Below are 7166 nucleotides of genomic sequence, written 5' to 3'. Positions count from 1 at the left end.
CGAGCTCGGACTCGACCGGAAGCGGGTGGCGTTCATGGGGTACTGGCGCCTCGGCCGCCCCCTCGGCGCGCCGTCCCCCGCGGTCGCGCCCCCGGCGCGCTGTCCCCCGCGGTCGCGCCTCCGGCGCGCCGCACCCCTACGAGCAGTGCCCGGAGCGTCGCAGGGCGTCGTTCTGCAAGGCGGAGGAGGAAGCGATACCGGCGGTATCGCGCCCGACGACAACGCCGCAGAACGTCGCCCTGCGGCGCTCCGGGTCAGTTGGACTCTTGGCGGCCGAGGCGCCAGTACCCCATGAACGCCACCCGCTTCCGGTCGAGTCCGAGCTCGGTGACGAGGCAGCGGCGGATCAGCTTCACGGCGCCGGCTTCTCCGGCGATCCAGGCGTAGAGGCCGGGGTCGGTGCTCTCGTCGGGGACCTCCCAGAGCATCTCGTGGTCGACGTCGATGTCGCTGACGTCGACGCCGCGGTGGTGGGCGGTGAGGAAGCGGGTGGCCCAGGCGCGGACCGCGTCGCCGAGGGCCGCTCCGGGGGCTGCCGCGTCGGCGCGGACGATCCAGGTGATGTGGACGCCGGCGGGGTGGTGGAGCGGGAGGCGGTCGTGGGCGGTGGGGACCTCGAGGAACGCGGCTCCGGTGGCGTCGTCGTCGAGGCTCTCGAGGATCGCGGCGATGGCGGGGACGGCCGTCTCGTCGCCGGCGAGGAGGAGGGAGGTGGCGGCGCCGGGGTGGAACTCGACTCCGCCGCCGGGGAGGTCGGAGCGCGTGTCGGGCGCGATGATGACGATCTGGTCGCCGACGCGGGCGCTCTCGACCCAGGCGGAGGCCGGTCCGGTGTCGCCGTGGGCGGCGAAGTCGATGTCGACCTCGGCGTCCTCGGGGCGGACGGCGCGGATGGTGTAGGTGCGGAGCGGGTTCCGGAGCTCGTCGGGGAGCTGTCGCCAGCGGCCGTACCAGTCGGGGTCGAGTCCGTCGGGTCCGTCGGGGTCCGAGACGGAGGCGAGGAAGGCGGGGGCGTCGGAGGCGGCGGTGGGGACGACGAGCTTGATGCGCTGGTCGGGGCCGGTGCAGCCGACGTGGTCGAGGCCGGTGCCGGTGAGGGTCACGCGGATGAAGTGCGGGGCGATCCGGGTCGCTGCGGCGACGGTCGCGAGGTACGGCCGGTAGGCCGGTCGGGCGGGGGCGGCGGTCGTCGGAGGCATCGCCTCAGTCTCGCACAGAAGGTAAGCCTTGCCTAACACTCAGCCGGGACGCCCGGCGGACGGTCAGCGCGCGGCGTGCTCGGCGGAGGTGCGCAGGCGCGCCTCGACGTCGGCGGCGAGCTCGGCGACGACGGGGCCGGCCCCGCCGATCCAGGCGCAGAAGTCGTGGCGGCCGTCGGCCCACGGGTAGTCGCCGTCGACGACCGACATCTCGCCGACCCAGGCCCGGACCGCGCGGTCGAGCGCGACTCCGCGGGAGCAGCGCTCACCGGTGCCGGGGGCGCCCGAGCGCTCGGAGCGGCCGAGCCAGGTGACGCAGACCCGTCCGGGGGCGGCGAGCGGCGGCAGTCCGCGCGCGTCGTCGACCTCGACGAAGACCTGGCCGCGGGCGTTCGCGGGGAGGGCGTCGAGGATGCTCTGGATCCACGGCACGACGGTCTCGTCGCCCGCGATCAGGAACTGCTTCACGTCGACCGGCGCGGAGCCGTCGTGGTCCTCGAACATGCACATCGTATTCGAGTATAGGCAAGGCTTACCTCAGTGACCAGAGCCGGACCTGACCATCCGCCGTGCGGCCGCGCCCGGACCCGTCACGACTGCGGCCTCCCCCCGTCACCACTGCGGCGGGTGCCGCCTCTGCCAGCGCGCCCGCCGCTCGAGCTGTGCGCCGATCGCCAGCAGCGTCGCCTCGCCGCCGGGTCGCCCGATCAGCTGGACTCCCATCGGCAGGCCCTCCTCCGTGGTGCTCAGCGGAAGGGTGATCGCGGGGAGGCCGCTCACGTTCACGAAGGACGTGTACGGCGTGTAGAGGCACTGCTGCTCGAAATTGCGCTCGGGATCCTCGAGGTCGTACCAGCCGACGGGGCGCGGCGTCATCGCCAGCGACGGCGTCAGGACCGCGTCGACGCCGGAGAACGCCGCGATCACCGCGCGCTCGTAGCCCGAGAGCCAGGACGCCGCCTCGACGATCTCGCGGGCGGAGCGCCGGCGTCCCTCCTCCACCAGCCAGCGGGTCAGCGGCTCCAGCAGATCGAGGTCCGCGCCCTCGACGGGCAGGGTCGCCGCGCCGCTCTGCCACAGCGTCCGGAACGCGGCGGGGTACGGGGCGCTCGGGGGCAGCGACGCCTCCTCGAGCCCGTGGCCGAGGGCGGCCAGCGCGGCGATCCCCTCGTCCAGCGCGGCGCGCGCCTCCGGCGCGAGAGCGATCTCGTACTCCTCGTCCCAGGGCGAGTCCGTCAGCACGCCGATCTGGAAGCGCCCCTCTCCGCGCACCGCGGCGCCGAGGAACGAGCCGTCGCCGTCACCGGGCGCGCCGAGCGACCAGCGCTGCGGGAGGCGGCCGTTCGTCCGCTCCAGCATGCCCTCGAGCAGGAGGCCCGCGTCGGCGACCGAGCGGGTGATCGGCCCGGCGACCGTCAGGCCGCCGACTCCGCCGATGCCGGAGAGCGCGGCGACGCGTCCGCGGGAGGGCTTCAGTCCCACGAGGCCGCAGGCCGCGGCGGGGATGCGGATGGACCCGCCGCCGTCCGAGGCGGGGGCGAACGGCAGCAGTCCCGCCGCGACGGCGACCGCTGCTCCTCCGCTGGATCCGCCGGCCCCGAGGCGGGTGTCCCAGGGCGTGACGGCGGGCGGGCCGATCCGCGTCTCGGTGTAGGAGGGCATCCCGAACTCGGGCGCCGCGGTCTTGCCGAGGCTGACCGCTCCCGCCTCGTCGAGCACCTCGACGATCTCGTCGGAGGCGGTGGGCACGTGGTGCTCGCGCAGCCGGGATCCGAATGCGGTCCGCACGCCCGCGCGCCGCCAGAGGTCCTTGTCGCCGCTCGGCAGGCCCCAGAGCGGAGCGGTGCCGGGCCCGGTGCCGAGCGATGACGCCCGCTCCCGCGCCCGATCGGCGGTCACCGTGGCGAAGGCGCCCAGCTCCCCGTTCCACCGCTCGATCCGGGCGAGGTAGTGATCTGCGAGCTCGAGAGGCGTGACCTCTCCGCGCTGCAGCCAGTCCCACTGCTCCTGGGCGCTGAGGTGGTGGAGTTCGAACATGGAACGACCCTATTCCGCCGCTCCGGGGAGCCGGCGGAACAGGGTCGTGGGGGTCAGGCCGCGCGGCGGCCGCTCTCGCTCGCCTCGTCGATGCCCTTCCGGGCGCCGTCGGGCACCACGGTGTCGCGGTCGATGCGGGCGCCGGTCGCGATCACGGCCGAGCGTCCGATGCGGGAGTAGCTCCCGATCCGCGCCCCCGGTCCGATGATCGCCTCGGGCCCGACGTGCACGTTCGCGCCGATGAAGGCGCTGTGCCCGATCATGGCGTCGCGGTCGACCCAGCTGCCCGCGCCGATCCAGGCGCGCTCGCCCACGGTCGCGCCGGGCTCCACGTAGGCGCCGGTCTCCACGTACGCGGTCGCCGAGACGCGCGATCCGGGAGCGACCATGCCGCGTCCGTTCGCGTGGCGGCGGTAGACGATCTCGTCGTCACTGCCGCGCGCCCCTCGACCCTTGTTCATCCCTGTTCCTGCCATCTGCCTCTGGCTCCTCCGAGCTGTCCGGTGGGCGGGGCGCCGAGCCCCGTCCCGTCATCGGTAGACAACAGCGGCGAGCGCCCGCGCATTCCCCGTTCGGGGGGCGCTGGCGCGGGCGTCCCCGGAGCGTCACTCCACCGCGTCGGCGACAGCGGTCACGACCGCGCGGAACCGGTCCGGCGCCTCGCGGATCCGCCGCCGGAGGAGGACCCCGGCGAGCGCCGACGAGGCGGGTGCGGCGACCAGCTCGCACTCGACCCGGGCCCCCTCCTCGTCCGCCAGGACCCGCCACTGCTCGACGCCGAGCACGGGGAGTCGGCGCTCGAGCCCGCTCCCCCGCCGCTCGTAGGCGCCGTCGGCGGCGAGGACGTCCGCGAGGGCGGCGAGCACCGGGGCGGGGTCGGCGTGGAGGACGGAGGCGAGGGCGAGGATGCTGCGCACGGCGGCAGTCTCGCACGCCCCCGCGTCAGGAGCGGGCGTCGAGGACGCGCCGGAGCCAGTCGAACGACGCCTTGGGCACGCGGTCCCGGCTGCGCGTGTCGACGGCCACGAGCCCGTGCGGGCGGCTGTAGCCGTACTGCCACTCGAACGCGTCGACCAGGGTCCAGAGCTGCACGGCCTCCACCGGCAGTCCGTCGTGGACGGCCTCGGCGAGAGCGGCCAGGTGAGCCCCGAGCCAGCGGATCCGCTCCGTGTCGACGATCGCACCCTCGCGATCGGGCTCGTCGGGGTAGCTCGCGCCGAGCGCGGTCACCACCAGCGGCGGCAGGGCGTCGCCGTAGCGCTCCACGAGGGACCGCAGCACCGAGACCACCGCCCAGGGTGCGACCGGCGAGCCGTCGCCCGTGCGGTCCAGCTCCGGCCAGGGCGCCGTGTGGAAGGGGAGCGCGGGAGGAGTGCCCACCCCGGTCGGCAGCGCCGGGTCGCGGCCCGCCACGATCCGCAGCGGCGGCAGCGGCGCGACCGCGTAGAAGTCGAGCGGAGCCGAGATGCGCGCGAGGTCGACCGGATCCGCCTGCGCGAGGGCGCCGAGGAACGGCGGCAGCTCCTCCGGTCCGACCGGGTAGGACCCGGTCAGCACGGCGTCGGCCACCAGGCGGTTCCGCAGGACGTCCGCCAGGGAGGCGAAGGCGCGGTCCCGGTCGTCGTCCGAGGCGGGCTCGACCGGCGCGAGCGCGTCGACGAGGCCGATCCTCCCGGTCACCTCCGCCGCCCGCAGCGCCTCCAGCGCCACGCCGTGCCCGAGGAGCTGGTGGTGCAGCGCAGGCAGGGCGCTGAACAGCCGGCCGGCGCCCGGCGCCTGCCGCGCGAGCGCGTAGCCCTCGAGCATCACCGTCGACGGCTGGTCGAGGGTGATCCAGTCGGCGACCCGGTCGCCGAACCGCCCGCCGAGCTCGAAGGCGAGATCGCCGAAGCGGAACGCGGTGTCGCGGTTCATCCAGCCGCCGCTGAGCGCCGACGGGGTGTCGCGGTGGTGCAGGGTCAGCGCGACCCGGATCCCCGTCTCGGCGAGCCCGTCGAGCAGGCGGTCGTAGAAGCCGAGCCCTCCGCGGTCGATCGGCCCGCGGCCGTCGGGCTGCAGCCGGGGCCACGAGACCGAGAGCCGGAGCTCGTCGACGCCGAGATCGACCAGCAGCGCGAGGTCCTCGCGCCAGCGCAGGAGGAAGTCCGTCGCGATCTCGGGAGTGGCCTCCTCGGCGATCGTCCCCCGTCGCAGCGCGAAGTCGTCCCACACCGACCGGCCACGGCCGCCCGTCTCGAGGGAGCCCTCCGTCTGGAAGGCGCTCTGCGCCAGTCCGATGCGCAGGCCCGGCGGCAGGAGTGCGCCCAGCTCGCGCGGATCGTCGAAGCGCGCGGCCTCGACGCGCACCTCCCGCCGATCGCGCCCGCGGGCCTCGTCTTCGCGCATTCCACTGTCCTCCGGATCTGATCGACGGGTATATTCTCGCGGAAGCGCTCTCCCGGATCTCCCCGACTCCCCCGACCGGCTGAGACGCGTCCTCCGGATGGTGTACATCCGGGAACAGTGGTGCGGCGCGCTTGACAGCTCCCCCCTGCCCCCGTGCAATGGACGCATCGTGAAATCGGGCGTCGACGTGGCAGTACCGGGGGGTTCACCGGTCGTGCCGGTGCCCCGACTCCGCCGATCCCCGCGGCGCACGGCCGCCCTGCTGCTGGTGCTCCTCGCGGCCGTCGCCTCCGTCTCCGGCCTGGCCGCTCCGGCCGCGCAGGCCGCCGCTCTCGCGATCACCGCTCCCTCCTCCGGCGCGGTCCTCAGCACGGGAGCGACGACGGTCACCGGCACGGCGACGGCCGGGGACCAGGTGCAGATCGGGCTCCGCGGCGGCGGCGACCCCCTCTGCATCACCACCGCGGGCCCCGACGGCGGCTGGAGCTGCGCCGTCTCCCTCGACGACGGGCCGGCGACCCTGGTCGCGGTGGAGCTCCTCGCCGGCGGCGGGACCACCTCGGCCGCCGTCCCGATCGCCGTCCTCAGCGCCCCCGTCATCGAGTCGGTCGACGGCTCGGCGACCTCCGCGGGCTCGGTCCGCGGCACGGCGTACCCCGGGGCGAGCGTGGCCGCGGTCTCGAACGGCGGTGCGGCGTGCCTGGCGACCGCCGATTCCAGCGGCGCCTGGTTCTGCCAGCTGGCGCCGACTCCCGCGCCGGGCAGCTACCGCGTCACCGCGACCCAGACCGCCTCCTTCGCCGGCAGCGCCGCCTCGCCCGCGAGCGCGCCGGTGACCCTCGTGGTCGACACCGCCGCTCCGCTCGCCCCGGCCCTGAGCTCGCCGTCCGACGGTGCCGCGCTCCCGCTCAGCGGCGCCTCCTACTCCGGGACCGGCGTCGACGGCACCCGCGCCTACGTCTACGTCGACCGCGTCAACACCTGCGATGCGGCGGTCAGCGGAGGCGCCTGGAGCTGCACGGGCGGCACGATCGCGGCGGGCCCGCACCGGGTCTCCGCCATCGCGGGCGACAGCGCCGGCAACTACAGCCCGCCGAGCCCGTGGATCGACGTGACCTTCGCGGCGGCGACGACCGCCCCCACCGTCACGCCGAGCGCGACGGCCCCGACCGCTCCCGGAGCCTCCCCCACGGCGACCGGCACTGCCGCCGCTCCCGCTCCGAGCAGCGCCTCGCCCACCGCCACCGCGGCCCCCGCGCGGCCCGGGCAGACCGCGCCCGCGCCGCAGGAGGAGCCGAGTGGCGATCCCACCGCGGCTCCGGCTTCACGCTGCTGGTGATGGGGATCATGATCCTCGCGGTGGTCGTGCTCGCCCCGAGCATCAAGAACTTCGTCGAGCAGCGCGCCGAGATCGCCGAGTTGCAGCGCTCGGTCGACGCGGCCAAGACCCAGGCGCAGAACCTCGACGAGCAGCGCACCCGCTGGTCCGACCCGGCGTTCATCCGCGCGCAGGCCCGCGAGCGGCTGTACTTCGTGATGCCCGGC

The 7166-nt window shown here is 75.3% G+C and carries 7 protein-coding genes and 1 pseudogene; 2 read left to right on the top strand and 6 right to left on the bottom strand.

Translation table 11 applies throughout. The annotated features are described in order from the left end of the window. Positions 1-254 precede the first annotated feature (254 nt). The 6 genes from C5C27_RS07705 to C5C27_RS07680 form a co-directional block, all read right to left on the bottom strand. Positions 255-1199, bottom strand: a complete 945-nt coding sequence (locus C5C27_RS07705; RefSeq protein WP_104314048.1) for a siderophore-interacting protein — start codon at positions 1197-1199, stop codon at positions 255-257. Positions 1200-1262: 63 nt separating this feature from the next. After that, positions 1263-1709, bottom strand: coding sequence for an SIP domain-containing protein (locus C5C27_RS07700; protein ID WP_104314047.1), 447 nt, complete (start codon positions 1707-1709; stop codon positions 1263-1265). A gap of 102 nt (positions 1710-1811) precedes the next feature. Continuing rightward, the gene (locus tag C5C27_RS07695; protein WP_104314046.1) at positions 1812-3236 is read right to left on the bottom strand and encodes an amidase; all 1425 of its coding nucleotides are present in this window, start codon (positions 3234-3236) and stop codon (positions 1812-1814) included. 53 nt (positions 3237-3289) lie between these two features. Then, a complete protein-coding gene (locus C5C27_RS07690) occupies positions 3290-3697 on the bottom strand; it encodes a transferase (RefSeq protein ID WP_104334124.1) in 408 nt (135 codons plus the stop codon). Between the two features lie 144 nt (positions 3698-3841). After that, positions 3842-4153: a hypothetical protein gene (locus tag C5C27_RS07685; protein ID WP_104250106.1), complete on the bottom strand. Its 312-nt coding sequence runs from the start codon at positions 4151-4153 to the stop codon at positions 3842-3844. A gap of 25 nt (positions 4154-4178) precedes the next feature. Next, positions 4179-5621 (bottom strand): glycoside hydrolase family 1 protein, encoded by a 1443-nt coding sequence (locus tag C5C27_RS07680; RefSeq protein ID WP_181133475.1) that lies wholly within the window; start codon positions 5619-5621, stop codon positions 4179-4181. Positions 5622-5841: 220 nt separating this feature from the next. Between C5C27_RS07680 and C5C27_RS07675 the strand changes: the two genes are divergently transcribed. Together C5C27_RS07675 and C5C27_RS18820 are read left to right on the top strand one after the other, a co-directional pair. Then, complete coding sequence (locus C5C27_RS07675; protein WP_181133474.1) at positions 5842-6960, top strand: hypothetical protein; 1119 nt, start codon at positions 5842-5844, stop codon at positions 6958-6960. After that, positions 6960-7130 (top strand): annotated as a pseudogene (locus C5C27_RS18820) (septum formation initiator family protein); the annotation flags it as partial. The gene C5C27_RS07675 and the pseudogene C5C27_RS18820, both read left to right, overlap by 1 nt. Between the last annotated feature and the right edge of the window lie 36 nt (positions 7131-7166).

The organism is Rathayibacter sp. AY2B7, assembly GCF_002931635.1.
Lineage (GTDB): Bacteria > Actinomycetota > Actinomycetes > Actinomycetales > Microbacteriaceae > Rathayibacter.
Note: the sequence above shows the minus strand (reverse complement) of the source record. Positions and strands in the feature narration are given on the sequence as shown.